Annotated in this window: 13 protein-coding genes; 5 read left to right on the forward strand and 8 right to left on the reverse strand. The window is 46.7% G+C overall.

The genetic code is table 11. From position 1 onward, the window contains the following. Window positions 1–439 precede the first annotated feature (439 nt). Window positions 440–1,228 (reverse strand): SDR family oxidoreductase, encoded by a 789-nt coding sequence (locus tag QT990_RS02905; RefSeq protein ID WP_333141071.1) that lies wholly within the window; start codon window positions 1,226–1,228, stop codon window positions 440–442. A gap of 97 nt (window positions 1,229–1,325) precedes the next feature. Here QT990_RS02905 and QT990_RS02910 point away from each other — a divergent pair, with 97 nt between their 5' ends. After that, entirely contained in the window at window positions 1,326–2,666 is a 1,341-nt protein-coding gene (locus tag QT990_RS02910) for a hypothetical protein (RefSeq protein WP_333141070.1), read from the forward strand. On the opposite strand, the gene QT990_RS02915 is transcribed toward QT990_RS02910, so the two are convergent. The 4 genes from QT990_RS02915 to QT990_RS02930 form a co-directional block, all read right to left on the reverse strand. Beyond that, entirely contained in the window at window positions 2,663–2,788 is a 126-nt protein-coding gene (locus QT990_RS02915; protein WP_333141068.1) for a hypothetical protein, read from the reverse strand. The genes QT990_RS02910 and QT990_RS02915 overlap by 4 nt on opposite strands. Window positions 2,789–2,796: 8 nt before the next feature. Then, on the reverse strand, window positions 2,797–3,033 hold the full coding sequence (locus QT990_RS02920) for a 2Fe-2S iron-sulfur cluster binding domain-containing protein (protein ID WP_333098507.1): 237 nt from the start codon (window positions 3,031–3,033) through the stop codon (window positions 2,797–2,799). Between the two features lie 124 nt (window positions 3,034–3,157). Further along, window positions 3,158–4,624 (reverse strand): cobyric acid synthase CobQ, encoded by a 1,467-nt coding sequence (cobQ, locus tag QT990_RS02925; RefSeq protein ID WP_333141065.1) that lies wholly within the window; start codon window positions 4,622–4,624, stop codon window positions 3,158–3,160. A 316-nt stretch (window positions 4,625–4,940) separates the two neighbouring features. Continuing rightward, window positions 4,941–6,623: a Ycf66 family protein gene (locus tag QT990_RS02930; RefSeq protein ID WP_333307464.1), complete on the reverse strand. Its 1,683-nt coding sequence runs from the start codon at window positions 6,621–6,623 to the stop codon at window positions 4,941–4,943. Window positions 6,624–6,641: 18 nt separating this feature from the next. Here QT990_RS02930 and QT990_RS02935 point away from each other — a divergent pair, with 18 nt between their 5' ends. From QT990_RS02935 to QT990_RS02945, 3 genes are all read left to right on the forward strand, one after another. Next, entirely contained in the window at window positions 6,642–6,947 is a 306-nt protein-coding gene (locus tag QT990_RS02935) for a hypothetical protein (protein ID WP_333141061.1), read from the forward strand. Between the two features lie 47 nt (window positions 6,948–6,994). Then, a complete protein-coding gene (locus QT990_RS02940) occupies window positions 6,995–7,177 on the forward strand; it encodes a hypothetical protein (RefSeq protein WP_333103867.1) in 183 nt (60 codons plus the stop codon). 374 nt (window positions 7,178–7,551) lie between these two features. Beyond that, a complete protein-coding gene (locus QT990_RS02945; protein WP_333141058.1) occupies window positions 7,552–7,992 on the forward strand; it encodes a DUF6918 family protein in 441 nt (146 codons plus the stop codon). A 120-nt stretch (window positions 7,993–8,112) separates the two neighbouring features. Here QT990_RS02945 and QT990_RS02950 read toward each other — a convergent pair whose 3' ends face one another. From QT990_RS02950 to QT990_RS02960, 3 genes are all read right to left on the reverse strand, one after another. Further along, window positions 8,113–9,612 (reverse strand): HoxN/HupN/NixA family nickel/cobalt transporter, encoded by a 1,500-nt coding sequence (locus QT990_RS02950; protein ID WP_333141056.1) that lies wholly within the window; start codon window positions 9,610–9,612, stop codon window positions 8,113–8,115. Window positions 9,613–9,875: 263 nt separating this feature from the next. Then, the gene (locus QT990_RS02955; RefSeq protein WP_333307462.1) at window positions 9,876–11,276 is read right to left on the reverse strand and encodes a hypothetical protein; all 1,401 of its coding nucleotides are present in this window, start codon (window positions 11,274–11,276) and stop codon (window positions 9,876–9,878) included. Between the two features lie 191 nt (window positions 11,277–11,467). After that, window positions 11,468–12,682 (reverse strand): DUF4331 domain-containing protein, encoded by a 1,215-nt coding sequence (locus QT990_RS02960; protein WP_333141052.1) that lies wholly within the window; start codon window positions 12,680–12,682, stop codon window positions 11,468–11,470. A 222-nt stretch (window positions 12,683–12,904) separates the two neighbouring features. Here QT990_RS02960 and QT990_RS02965 point away from each other — a divergent pair, with 222 nt between their 5' ends. Then, window positions 12,905–13,084 carry a hypothetical protein gene (locus QT990_RS02965; protein ID WP_333141050.1) on the forward strand — a complete coding sequence of 60 codons (180 nt, stop codon included), beginning with the start codon at window positions 12,905–12,907 and terminating at the stop codon, window positions 13,082–13,084. Window positions 13,085–13,549 lie beyond the last annotated feature (465 nt).

Below are 13,549 nucleotides of genomic sequence, written 5' to 3' on the forward strand. Positions count from 1 at the left end.
CAATATGTGCAACACCACGAGGATTTATTCTTTATTCGTCGGGCCGATGGTTTGTCCGGGAGGTTGTTTGTTTGTCCGGGGGGTCGTTTGTTTGTCCACGGGCTCGTTTGTTTGTCCGCGAGTCCGCCAGGGGTTGAAACCCCTGTCTCATAGCTAAAGTCGGTTGAAACCGACTGAAGAATGGTGAAAAATACTCGATTATGGTGACAAATACTCGATGGTTTATTTAATGTGCTTTTCAGTCCTCTTTTAGAGGACTTTCGCTATGAGACGGGGGTTTCAACCCCCGGCGGACTTGTGGGGTAGCGTCGGGGATTTTGGTGGCGGGGATTGTGGTGGCGCGAATGTGCGATCAACTTTTGGGAAAATTTGGGTTAGGGGCGATCTAATGTTTGTCCTTGGGTGGGGGCGGGTTTATTTATATTGTCAACGATCGCGATTATTCCTCTTTCGCCCGAAAAACCTTTTCTACCGACTTCACCAACAGTTCTCGCGGCATCAATCGAGGCAGATTGGCGATGATTTGATTGGGAATTCCCCCTGTCACAACATTAGACTCATTTTTCTCTAAAGCTTTCAAAGCATCTCGCACTACTTCCGCTGCGGGAACGAGTTTTTGCCCGCTGCTGGATGCCATAGCTTTCGGAAATTCAGCTACTGCAAAAAAGTCCGATTCTGTCGGCCCTGGACAAAGGCATAAAACGCCAATTCCTAAATCTTTGTTTTCCGCCCAAAGTGCCTCGCTGAAACTCAAAACAAAGGCTTTAGTAGCTGCATACATTGACAAGTACGGCATCGGTTGAAAAGCTGCGATGGAAGCAACATTGATAATACTTCCTGATTTTCGCTGCCGCATTGCCTGCAAAAATAAGTGCGAGAGTTCAACTAATGCTACAATATTTAGTTGCACCATTGTTAGTTGTTTGTCAAGCGGGCGATCGGCAAAAGCACCGTAATCCCCAAAACCCGCATTGTTCACCAACAAATCAACCGTCCAACCTTTTTTAACAACCGCGTCAAATACAGCAGTTGTGGCTCCGGGTGCGGTCAAATCTTGAACGATAATTTCGACCAAAATATTGAATTCCTGTTGCAGTTGAGCAGCTAGCTGTTGCAATTTGTCTTCGGAACGAGCTACCAAAATTAGATTGTGCTGGCGTTTGGCTAATTCGGCGGCAAAGGCTGCACCAATTCCGCCAGAAGCACCAGTGATTAAAGCAGTCGGCATGAAATTAATTCGGATTATTTGATATAAACTTTATATATTTTAACAATTATTTTGACGGGGAACCTGTAAAATAATTAAAAGGGAATAGGTGAGTTTTATGGCGCGTCTTACCGATCGAGCTTTTGAAATTTTGCGGGCAGAAGTTGACAAGTGCGCGGCGGCTGATAGTCTAGCCGGTGATGTGTTCCGACGGATGGTAATCAAGCGGTTGGAGAAACTTCGATCGCAAAACGGCACTTTCGCCTCAAGAGAAGAAATCCGCGATACCTTCAAAGACGAATTTCCCAACTTCAGCGAACAAGCTCTCAAAGCTGCCGTCAAAGCCAACCGCCCGCCCGGATTGTTCGGTAAAATCATCTTTGCTGGGAGTTTGCTGGGAAGTGCTGCGGGGATAATTTGGCTGATTAACCTACCTTCTCCCATGATTCGCTGGCCCGTGGCGAAAACAATGCCGATATTGTTGCTGCCGAGTTTTATGAGTATGGATCACAATTACCGGCAGGCGATCGCCCTTGTGGAACAATCCGATCAACTGGTGAATAAAGCCACGGCTGTCGCTGATTTTGACTTGGGCGAAATTAAAGCAAAAGAGGCTCAAAAACACCTCGACGCCTTGCCAGTTTGGTTTTTAGGTTATTATCCACAAACCTACTGCTCTTTTTTCGGCTGCCGTTGGCGGTTTACAGTCGATGAATTTCAAGCCGCCCGCAAAAATGTCGGGCGGATGGAGGCTCAGATTTTCCAGCAAAAAAATGCTTTTACTCAGTTAAATCAAGTCGAACAAACTCTCAACGCGGCGAAACAGCAGTATCAGCAAGCCAAAACCGCTGCGGATAGACAAAAAGCGACGGTAAATTGGCAAAGTGCGATCGACCAACTCAATCAAATTCCCGCCGACACCCTCGCGGGAGAAACGGCTCAGCAGAAACTCCAAGCAGCAGAGAGAGATTTTAAAGCAATGGGCGGTGTAGCCACCGGATCGGTGCGTGCCGACAACTTAATCGAAGCAGCAAAAGAATTTGCATTAACTGCCGCTGTAGCATCCCAGAAACCGCCTCATTCAGCAGAAACTTGGCAAAAAATCGCATATTTATGGCAACAAGCTATTGAGAGGTTGAGCCTAATTGCCTTTGATAATCCGGGCTATCTTCATGCTCAAACAAAACTAGCTGAATATCAAAATAATTTAGGTACTGCCAAGATTAGACTGAAAGATGAACAAGAATCAGTGGAAGCTTTTAATCAGGCTAAAAGCTTGTTTGCTAAATTCCAAACTAACCTAAATTCTATCCGTCAAAATCCCGGTTACGGTCTCGGTTACTTGCAGGAAATTATCAACAAATTAGAATCTGTAAAACCGGGAACAACTGTTTATTCAGAATCTCAAAAATGGCTGCAATCTGCTCGCAAGAAACAGCAAGAATGGCAAAAAAATTAGCTGTTGACTAATGACTGTTGACTGTTGACTAATGACTGTTGACTGTTGACTGTTGACTGTTGACTAATGACTACTGCCAACTGCCAACTGCCAACTGCCAACTGCCAACTGCCAACTGACAACTGACCAATTACCAAGTCGGGTCAACATACAGATTAATTGTCACTTGCTTTTTTCCGTAAGGGATGCCGGAAATACAAGCACAAATCGTATCTCCGCCATCAATTTCTACTTCGCAAGCGTGACAAGAACCCATGAGACAGCCGGTAGGAATAGAAACCCCTGCACGTTTGGCTACATCTAGCAAAAGCTCTCCTGGTTCAGCTTCAACTGTCACGTTATCAGGTAAAAAACAAACTTTTGTCATTGAATTTGAACCTCCACTCTAACAAACAATAGTTAATAGTCAACTGTCAACTGTCAACTGTCAACTGTCAACTGTCAACTGTCAACTGTCAACTGTCAACTGTCAACTGTCAACAGTTAACTAATTAACCTAAAATATGCTTTATATCTAAATGCTTTTCCACTGTATCTGCTAGAGAGTCTAACAGAGTTTCGCGGTGTTCTCGGTAATTAGGAATACCTGTAGGCAATGCGCGGAGTCCCCGCTGCTGCCGCAAGTGATTTAACCAAGCTCGCCGCCAAGCCCCGTTGTCAAAGATGCCGTGCAGGTATGTACCCCAAATTGATTGAGAAGTATTGACAATGCCTAAACTAGCATCGTCAAATAGCGGTTGAGTCAAATCTGACTCTAGGATTTGCGTTTTTCCTTGATGAATTTCGTAACCGGAAACTGGCAAACCCGGTTGAGGATAGTTAGATGTTACGATTCGTTGGCGCGCAATTTTGTTCGGTGCCATCGCAGTTTTCAAAGGCAGTAATCCCAATCCTGGAAATTCTCCCTTTTCTCCCTCAATGCCTTCTTTATCGGTGATACTTTCTCCCAGCATCTGAAAGCCGCCGCAAACTCCCATGACTGTACCGCCAGCTACTAAATAATTTTGAAGAGCTTTTGCCATACCTGTTTGGCGCAGCACCTGTAAATCGGAAATTGTAGTTTTAGAGCCTGGTAAAATCACGGCGTCTGGATGGCCTAAATGGTCTTTTGGGCTGACATATTTGACTGTGACGGTAGTTTCCGACTCCAGGGGGTCAAAGTCTGTAAAATTGGAAATTCGGGGCAGGCGGATGACCGAAATATTTATGTCGGTTTGAGAATTAGGAGAACGCCGATCGAGCAAATCGAGAGAATCTTCTGAGGGAAACACTTCGTCTATCCAAGGAATCACCCCAACTACCGGGATTCCCGTCCTTTCTTCTAGCCAAGTCAGGCCCGGATCTAATATCGATTTTTGCCCTCGGAACTTATTAATAATGAATCCTTTAATTAAAGCTCGTTCGTCTGGATCGAGCAATTCCAAAGTACCGATAATGTGAGCAAAAGCACCGCCGCGATCGATATCAACTACTAGCAAAGTTCGAGCTTTTAAATATTTAGCTACCCGCATATTTGTTAAATCGCGGTGTTTGAGATTAATCTCAGCAGGGCTACCGGCTCCCTCACACACAATCATGTCAAATTCTTGCTTGAGAAATTCTAAAGATTCCCGAATAGCTTGCCAGCCGATATCGAAATACTGCTCGTAATATTGAGATGCTCGCACATTGGCGATCGCCCGGCCCTTGACAATCAATTGAGAAGTCATGTCTCCTTGTGGCTTGAGCAAAATCGGATTCATTTCTACCCAAGGTGCGACGCCCGCAGCCCAAGCTTGCACTGCTTGAGCGTAACCAATCTCTCCGCCGGCGGCTGTGACATAGGAATTCAGTGCCATATTCTGACCTTTAAACGGAGTTACCCGCCAGCCTCGCCGCTTAAAGATTCTACACAAAGCTGCAACGAGTAATGATTTCCCTGCGTGAGATGTTGTTCCCACGACCATAATTGCTTTCATAATATTAAGGGAGAAGGAAGAGGGAAGAGGGAAGTTCGGCAACGGATTCTGTAACGGATGTAACGGATGTAACGGATGTAACGGATGTCAGTCCGATGTCCGTCGGAAGAAGGAAGAGGGAAGAAGGCAGAAGGCAGAAGGCAGAGGGCAGAAGGCAAAGGGAAGAGGGAAGAAGGCAGAAGAAAAAAGTAAGAAGTAAGAAGTAAGAAGTAAGAAGAAAAAAGTAAGAAGTAAGAAGTAAGAAGTAAGAAGTAAGAAGGCAGAAGGCAGAAGGCAGAATCAACAAAATTCTGGTTTCTACCTTTTGCTTTCTGCCTTAAGATGACGGCTTATCTTCGCCGGATACATTCTCAGACTTGGATTCATCGGCCGCACGAGCAGCTTCTACTAGCTCCGAAGGGGGGGGATTCGGGCGAATCAATTCCGGTTGTTCTCCCTCAGAAGATGGTGTTTTATCTGTGGAAGGGGGGGGATTCGGGCGAATCAATTCCGGTTGTTCTCCCTCAGAAGATGGTGTTTTATCTGTGGATTCGATCGAGATCACTGATACTGAAACCGTTTCCACCTGCACGCTCAACCCAGGTTCTCCCGGTACTTCTATCTCTACAGGCTCTGCCATTTCCACCACTGTCATTTCCAGAGATACAGCAGGGGCTTCTGCTTCCGGTACGCCTGCTGCTTCCGGTTCACCAACTGCAGCCAGCGGTGTCTGGGTTTCCACAGATAAAGCAGGGGCTTCTGCTTCTGGTACGCCTGCTGCTGCTTCCGGTTCACCAATAGCAGCCAGCGGTGTCTGGATTTGGGCGGACGATCGATCTTCGATCGTCCCGTCCACTATTTTGTCAGAACTCGCGGTTTCTGTGGCCATCAACGCGGCCATTGCTTCAACATTGGTGGGAAAAGGCACTCCAAGGCTGGTTTCCACAACAGTGTTGCTGGTTTCGGCTGCCACCTCCGCAGCCGCCTGGGCTAATTCGGATTCGAGAATTTGGTCGATACCTGGTGCAGGAGTTGCCGTTATTTGAGATTCAGGTACGATCGATTCTGGAGTCGCTGAAGGTTTTGGCGTCTGGGGAGTTGCATCAGACTTGTTTTTACCCGCACCGAGTCCCAACATACCGCCGAGACTATTTTTGATATTGTCAAACAGACTACCGAAACCGCCGGCTTTTTTAGCTGGTTTAGGAGGAGTAGGAGGAGTTGGGGCCGCCGTTGGGGCCGCCGCCGCTGCCGCTGCCGCCTGCGACTCTTTAACGGCTGTCCTCCATTCTGTTTCCTCGTCAAAATCATCGACTTCTGGCTGCTGTTGAGGCTCTGGCTGAGCCTCTACTGGCTCCACACTTGGTGCAACGGCTATTTCTGAAATTTCTAGAGGTAGAGGTAGAGGAGTGAAGTTGCTGGCTAATTCTGCTGGAGGTTGTGAAGTCTCAGCAGCAGGAGTTTCGACTGAAAACACTGGTATTTCTGCAATTGCAGGTGTTTTCGAGTCGGGAATTTTCAAGTCAGGGGCGATCGCACTTTCAGCAATACTTTCAGCTATGGGGGTAATCGCCGGCTGTTCCTCTAGCTTTACCTCGCCCTTATCCAGAGTGGGTGCTGGAACCACATCAGTTTTCGGTTTGGGCGATCGAACAAACTTAGGTTTTTTCGCTGCTGCGGGTTCTTTTTTCTTGGCAAACAAGCCAGCAAACGGCACGCCTCCTGCAGCCAAATTCGCCGACTGAGGAATCGGCGTTTGCTCAGCAATCGGCGTCACCTGCCGGCGCAAAGTCAGAGTTTCCCAGGCAAACCAGCCCAACATCGCCACGCCCGCCATTTGACCAAGCAGGAGAGCACCAGTAATTCGTCCCGCACAAGCCCATAAAATTAACGCATAAAAAAGCCCTACCCCGCTCCAGGTAAAATCACTTTTGCGGTGTACTTCTGGAAAAAAGAAGGCCGCCATGTAAATACTGAAGCTGCCTAGACCGACCGCTAACGCCAGAAAGTATGCAAGCATATTGTCGGTACCTCCGCTGTGTCAAATAACTTCTACGCGCTAATTCTACCTTTGAGAGAGACTCAACGGCTTCTTTCTCTAGGACAATTCTTGATTTGTAGGGAAGTTTGGCAAGGAAGCAGTGTAAGGAATTTAACACGTTCAACGGATGTTGACGCCAGAAGTGCGAGTCAAGATTTCCCACTCTCCCCCACATCCCTAATGCCCATTACCCCCTATGCCCACACCCCCTATCCCCATCACCCCCTTCTCAGTGGTGATAGATGTCACTTAACTATGCCCGTGCGATCGCACCAAGCGACTGAAGATGTTTATATGTTGTAGGTGTAAGAGGAATTATGCCCTAGGGCATAGGTATGGGAGACAAGGCCATGTTTGAAAAACTATTATTAGCCGCCGGCTTAACCTTATCGCTTCAAATATTTCCCGGACTAAGCACTTCCGCGAAATTACCGAAAAATTTGGTAGTGCGATCGAGCGATCGCCCGGCTCAAACCGTGAAACTTCCCCTCGTTTCAGTACCTGCAGGCGTCAAGCCGAACGTCCAATCGTAATGATACCTGCAAGATACGTGCAAGTGCGATCGAACTTAGGCAGAGCCTTTCTAATCTTTTTTTCGAGCTGTCCTCTTTTCTATGTGGCTGTTCACAACTCATCAGTTTGTAGTCAGGGCTTTAGTCCTCATTAATCTCACCTAATAAGGACTAAAGCCCTTACTACAAACCCTAGGTCAATAATGACTAGCAGATTGAACCTTAATTCCTATAACATACTACTAGACAAATCTCAACATCAGCTTGTCAAGTAAAGACTTTCCAACCTTAAAAAACTTGTGTAATCCTGAGTAAAGGATCAAAATAGATATATAATCCCCTGATGGCTCTCCAAGCTAATAAGCACATTGACTATTAAATCAAGGAAAGCGAAAATGGGACTTAGCGATATTCTCTTGAATGAAAACAACAGAGAAAGTTTTGTTGATGACTGTGTAAAGCTGATAGACAAACAAGTTGCAGCAGCGCCGGGATTGGGTGGTATGGCTCTTAAAGCTGCCTACTCTACTGTCAAGGGGATACGGGCTGACTATTGCGCCCAAGTCGTCGATCAACTTCTGCCAGAAATCTCGATCGCACTCGATCCGATGTGGGCTGAAGCAGTAAACAATGGCAACCCAGTCGAATATCTAGCCCAAAGAAAAGCTGAAGTAGCAGACGAATTGCTCCAGATCAGCGACAAAAAAGCCGAGAACAGCACAAGAGCGGTTGTTAGAGGCGCTTATGCCAAACTCCGCCCCTCAGCTAAGACTTACGTGGAAAAGGGAGTACCGGATTTAGCCGAAATTATTAATAAATATAATAGTGCGGCCTGATAACTGAGCAACGGCTAAAAAACAGAATACCCAGATACCCGCCTTCTTCCAGAAATCGGGTATCTAAAATCAGACTTATTCGTAAGTTTGTAGTTAGGAGGGAGAGTCCTAATTTTATGCTTATCCATTGCCAATTACCCATTGACTCGCCCCCAATATTTTCAACATCGCCTGTCCGGTAATCCCCAACCCCAAAAACATTACAAACATCGCGCTAATCGCAGGCAGAAATTTGACTGCTGTTATCTGTTTAGGCAGTTTATCAAAATTCCGTTTGGCATAAACTAAGATTAATCCGATCGCACTCAGCACTAAAGCCAATCCCAAACTAAACGCTACCACTAACGTCATTCCCAAACCAACATTGCCCAAAGCCGACGCGCTCAACAGCATCACCAAAGCGGAAGGACAAGGCAACAAACCGCCGGAAATCCCCAAGGCTAATAAGCTTTTCCAAGTAATCGCAGAACCGTCAGCACCGGGAGGCAAGTGCGAGTGAATCCGGCCGTCTCCGTGATGGTGGTAGTGGTGAGATATATCGGGTTTTACAGGCTTAAATTCTCGCTCCCAACTTCCTCTAATCAAAAGATTTACTGGTTCTTCACATTCCGCAGTAAAGACTTTACTCCTTAAAAACCAGTTTTTATTAAAAAATTTAGTTTTAATTTTTTTGAGAACTTCAGTCCCCACTACCAACCTCGTCTTAATTTTTGATAAGAGTAAGTTAAACCCGATAAAGGCTACTAATAAACCAGAGATTAAACTCAGCCAAGGATCTAATTTTTCTGGGTCAATTAAGTTAGAAGCAAACAAAGTAATTCCGCCCACCGCAAACACGCCGGCAGTGTGAGTAATTGTAGTCGTCGCTGCTAGAAATAAAGCGTGTAGCGGAGTAGCCCGCGAACCAACTAAATAAGCGCCGACTATGGTTTTTCCGTGTCCGGGCGACATCGCGTGCACGCATCCCCAAGCAAATGCTCCCGCTACTGCTAGCAGCAAACTCCAACCTGAATCCCAGATAGATTCCTTTCCTGCTAACAAAAAGTCCCGGTTTTGCGGCGTAAACACAAAGCTTTTTACAGCACCCCCTTGCACAATCGTAGCTTGACAGCTAGCTGTCGGAACTCCGGGCAAAAATAGATTGTAATTAATCCGAAAATTAGGTTTGGAGATGGAAATTGCATCAGGTAAACCGGGGGTTTTATCTTGAGAAGGTGCGGGCCAGGTGTAGTCTAAAATTAAGGTGCTGTGGGTATTGGGCTGCTGGATAACACTGGTGCTTTTAGCTGCTATTTCTAGCGGGTTTACTGCTACGGAGCCTTGAATATTGCTACTGTTGGCGATGCGGATTTGTTGGCTAAAAAAATTTTCTAGCTGTGTTTGGTGGCTGCGAACTTCAGCAGGTTGTAGCTGGCTGTCTCGATTGTCGTCGGCGAAGTTTGTTAAGCCTGTTGGGAAAGTTAATGTTATTTCGGCTTGCAAATCGTTGACTACTATTTCTGCTACGGATAAGTCTGACCAGTGTGAGTAAACTGGTCTGTTTGAGGTTGTTAGTAACAAGGAAAGTGTCAGAGAAAATAGGATAAATAATTGGAAAATTCGGTTCAGCTTGTACTGCATAAATCCCTGTTTTTTTAGTGATTTTCGGATGAATTATTTGTGTTTGTTGTGATTTTTCCAGCGCGCTTACCCGCAAGGCCGCCGGGGATTGAAATCCCCGTCTCATAGCGAAAGTCGGTTAAAACCGACTGAATAGCTAATCAAATTTAACAATTGTGCATTTCAGTCCTATGCAAGAGGACTTAAGCTTTTAGGCAGGGGTTGAAACCCCTGGCGGATTGAGGGAATGGCGAACTTGGCCGAATGGCTGCTATTAGCTAATCTCAAAATTCATAACTTCCCAAACCCAATGCTTGGCGAGCTCGATCGTCAAAAGTCGGGTCAATTTCCTTGGACTTTTGAAAATAAGCGCGAGATTCAGCATCCTTACCTAAAGTACGGGCGATCGCACCAGCCCGGTAAAACATCCCCGCATCGCGAATCCCCGATCGCACTATTTCGGCCATCACTCGATCGGCCTTTTGCCATTCCCCAGAGGCCGAAAGCGCCCAGGCTAAAGTATCCAGCGTGACAGCATCCCGGCGAATTTTCACCTCCTCCTGCATTAACGCCAGCGCTTCCGCGACATCCTGCGATCGACCTTTTTCCAGCAGCAAACTTGCTAAATCCCTGCGGTGGCCAAAACCGCCAGAAACCTGTTCCTGTCGCAGCCCTGCTTCTGCTTTGTCGCGAAGTCGCCGGGATTCGATCGCATCTCCCTGCAAATCCTTCACCCTCGCCATACCGCGATCGACAATGCGATCGAACAAAGTCGCAACCCCGCCAGAATACGCAGAAACCTTGCTGTAATAGCCTTCGGCTTCCCGATAATTGCCCTGCCGCGTCTCCAAGTCCGCCAAATAAATCAGCGCCAGCGGGTATCGCGGCACCAACCGCAGCGCCTCCAAAAACAGCGCTTTCGCCTGCACAAACTGCCCGCGACGCGCGTAAAATCGACCCAAGAGCGATCGGGCCCGCGCCGAACCAGCAACCTCTCCCGGTTCCTCCGCCGCCATTGCTTGCCGGTAATCCTGCAAAACCTCAGCATCTCGGCCCTGAGACTCTCTCACTAAAGCTCTCAAAGTGAGAGAACCCAAGTTAGGAATCCGGTTAACTAAGGCTTCTGCGGCTACATTTGCCTCGCTCACTTTTCCCATCGCTAAGTGAGATGTAACTGAAAGGGCGATCGCATCTTCATTGTCAGAACCCGCCTGTTTAGCAAAGCGCAAAGCAGTAGCAAAATCGTGTCTCGCCTCGGCAATTCGAGCTAAAACTAACAGCGCACCTTGGTTGTCAAAAGGCAAATCGGCGATCGACCTTTGAGCCGCTTGTTCTGCCAATAAAAACCAACCTCCCTCCCCAGTAGCGCGAGCCATTTTTAAATAAGATCCCGCCAGTGACGCCCGGTTCAAACCGCTGCGGGAATCAACGGCCAACCGCTGCTGGTAAAAAGCAATCTCTTGTTGAATTGCTTCCTTTTGATTGGGATTATTTCTCAAACTTTCCGAAAAATGATAGCGGTAATTAGTATCGAGATTTTCGGGGCTTTTGTTAGAAAAAGTTGCTGAAATAAAACGCAAGTTAGGAGGTAAATTCACTACTACCATCCCAACTAAAGGAACCACTCCCAGCAGCCACCACGAGAAAATATCCGATTTTATTTCCGGTTTAATTTTAGTTTTCATACATCCGCGTTCATCTGCGTTAATCCGCCTTCATCTGCGGTCAAAAAAAGCCTTTTCTATTGTGGTAAGGTGCGTCGCCATCTATAATCTGCAAGTTTCATTAAAAATCTCATAGCGACGCACCCTACATTCATAGAGCTGACTACCATCAACTGTCAACTGTCAACTGTCAACTGTCAACTGTCAACTGACTAATTAGGCAAAGCCAAATAAGGAAAAGTCGGTTCTAAAGGTTTGTGTCCCTGAGCCGGATTTCCCGGACTTCCGTTATATGAAACGTTATCACCAACCGGAGAACCTACCAAAGCTCCCAGAGTGATATCAATAACGTCATCCATCAGCATACGACCTCCGATCAAGCTTCCTTGAGCATTGGTAGCGCTAGCGTAGCCGCTGGTTTTTGTGGTATCGATCCGCATGACATCGGGTAAGAAAGCTCCGGCGATCGCATTTGGATCGACATTATCCCGACCGTCCAAAAGATCCACAGCATTCAGAGTAGCAACAGCTTCCTGCCGCACCGGAGCAGCAGCAGCGCTCAAATCCGATCTGGGAGGAATATTATTGAATGCTTCCAGATAAGCGGGAGTAACTATCAAACCCTCATTAATTGCAGGTCTTGCTAAACGCTCGAATTGTTTAAAACCGCCAGCTCCATCCCGGATCGAAACTGTTGACCAAACATCAAAAGTATTTGCCCCTGTTCCTGCTTGCAAAAACGCTTTCGGAACGCGCACAGCAATTGTATTGACGTTGTAACCTTTAGTAAAGTCGATCGCTTGACTCGGTTCTTTAAAAGCAGTGCGCGGCCCCGTTCCCAAAGCTGCGGCGCGAACTCTAAAAAATTGTTCCACATCAAAGAAAAATGGGTCTTCGCGTAAACCCGCAAATACAGTCAAGTTAGAACCGCCCACAGGTACTGTATTCAAAACAGCATTAGAATTCAGCGGAGTTGTAGCAATTAGCCCGCCGTTAACAGTAGTCTTAGCAACAGTCTCCGAGCCACCGCGAACAACAGTTACAGCTACCGCTTGCATACCTCTATTGTTAGGCGGACTGAAGGCAAACCGCAAGATAATATCCGAACGTCCAGTAGGTGTAGAATTCACGTCACCTACCTGGGTGATGTGAAATTGGTAGAGGGCTGTAGTGCTGAAATAATATTGATAACGGGCGACAGACCTGGGATTTGAATTCATCGTAAATACTAAATCCCCGTCCGCAGCACCGGAGTTTTGGTCTTTTTCGCGATATACGTACAGGTCAGTTAAATTTACAGCGCGACCTTTGATATCTACTTCGCCGTCGTCGTGGTCAGAAGCGACAATTATCCCTGGAGTTAATAGAGCAATTAGAGCTACTTCAATAGCTAGTATGGTTCGGCGAATTTTTTTTGTGAGCTTCACAGTTAGCACCTTTATTTCAATGTAATTTTTGCACAAATCAATGGTAAATAACCGGCCTTATACCAATTTTTTATGAGGACCCGTAGAATCTGATCCCCCCTAGCCAAGAGGGCGGGCACGGGGAGTAGGGGTCGCACCGCCCCTACAAGGGGGGGACAAGATTATTCTCAAAGTCAACCCCTACTCCCCAACAATCAGGGGGATTTAGGGGGATCGAGATATGTGAAACTTCACATTAAATTGGTATTAGCGGGTTGGACTTTTGTAGCAACAGGTTGCAATCTGCCAACCTGTCGGGCTTTGGCGCTGTTGCTGAGCCTTCTCCTATTGGTGGTATACGAAGGTTTGGCAATTTTGGATCTGTGCTGCCAGACTAATTTCTGTAAAAAAGTGGGTAATTGAGGATTTACTCGTTCCCGGACTATGCTTGGGAAGACCTGCTCCCAGACACGGCTTCCCTCGATAGAGCGGAGCCAGAGCCTCGCTTAGAGGGGTTTCCAGGCTCTTATTGGGAGCGATCGAACAAAGCTTGGGAACGAGTGAATGGCGCTGTTTTGACCGAAAGCATCCAGGATACCCGCCACGTGATTCATTCCTTCGCAGACTCAGAACCCAGAAATAAAAAACCTGTATCCGATGAAACTTGCCCCCGAATTTATCCGGGGGGTCAATGCTTCAATTCTTTAATCGAAAATCGAAAATCGAAAATCGAAAATCGATAGACTCTTCACGCTCAGGGATTTTTTTGTTCTGCATAAAGCGGATTGCTAAGTCTCAACCAAATAATTAATTAGGTGGTAAAATCCAATATGACTTGGGATTTTTACAATTCAAAGCACGACAAAATTAGCCTGAAAAGGCATACTC

Origin of the sequence: Microcoleus sp. T3_B1 (genome assembly GCF_036700445.1) — a bacterium.
Classification (GTDB): Bacteria; Cyanobacteriota; Cyanobacteriia; order Cyanobacteriales; family Microcoleaceae; genus Microcoleus.